Below are 1230 nucleotides of genomic sequence, written 5' to 3' on the forward strand. Positions count from 1 at the left end.
CGGCGGGTGGGCATGGGAGTTCTCGACTCATCACCTACTCCTCGACGCCTACGGTCTCGGGCTCGTCACTCGTCGTGTCGCAGAGGTGTACACCGCTCTGGCCGAGGGCCTTTCGGTGCCCGAGCGGTGGTTCGGGGACTATGCGTCGGTCGTCGACGGTGCTGGTGTCGACGCGGGCGATTCCGAACGATTCTGGGCAGCGAAGTTCGAGGAGGTCTCCGAGGCCTCGGCCGTCGCATTCGATTCCTCGCGTCAGTTCTTCCTCACCGACGCGCGAGGACACGGCCGCGTTCCGGACGAGGTGGCGGCGTCGGTCGACGCACTCGCGCGTTCGGCACGGGTCACGTGGTCCGACGTCGTGGCGTTGGGCTGGGGGCTGTTCACGTCCGCGCGCGACGGACGGGACCTGTTCGCGGTCCGGTTGCCGCAGATGAACCGCTCGAGCGGTGTAGCGCTGCGGACTCCGGCAATGTTGGTCGGTGCCGCGCAGGTGACGTTGCGGGTTTCTCCGTCCGAGACGGTCGCCGAGTTGGTGCAGCGGGTCCGAGGCGAGATGCGGGAGGTCGTCCGTCATCAGATGGCGGGGGAGACCCTTGCACGACTGTGGCCGAACGGTCCGGAGGACTACGCGGCATTGCCGCAGTTGAACGTCAAGGCCTTCGATTACGACTACGGCTTCGGGTCGATCGCCGGCCGCCAGGAAACGGTCACGAGTGGACCGGCCGGCCGACTGGACCTGATGGTGTATCGCGATCGGGTGCACGGGTTCGCGGTGGACCTGACATCGAGCGACACTGCGGCAACTCCCGAATCGGTCACCGACACCGCGGCTGCATTCGTCGACTTTCTCGGCAGACTGTCCGAGGACCCCGATGCGAGGGTGGCGACGTTCGATGCACTGAACGCCGACGACCGAATCAGGGCAGAGGAATGGTCGCGCGGTGTCGAGGTGCACGCGGATGACGCGACGCTGGATTCGCTCGTCCGCCTGCAGATGTCGAGAACGCCGGACGCAGTGGCGATCGTCGATCACACCGGTGCGGAGTTCAGTTTCTCCGAGATCGCCACCCGCGTCGAGGCGATGGCCGCGCAGTTGAGCGCCCGCGGTGTGACGCGAGGCGACCGCGTGGCAGTCATGCTCGCGCGTTCGGTGGATCTCGTGGTGACCCTGCTTGCCGTCGTGCGCACCGGTGCCGCGTACGTTCCGATCGACCCGGAACACCCGTCCGA

The 1230-nt window shown here is 67.0% G+C and carries 1 protein-coding gene; it reads left to right on the forward strand.

The window, feature by feature from the left end:
* Positions 1 to 1230 (forward strand): AMP-binding protein (locus CH251_RS25340; RefSeq protein ID WP_143544991.1); only part of this gene is annotated, 1230 nt, incomplete at both ends.

The organism is Rhodococcus sp. 06-462-5, assembly GCF_002258315.1.
Classification (GTDB): Bacteria; Actinomycetota; Actinomycetes; order Mycobacteriales; family Mycobacteriaceae; genus Rhodococcoides.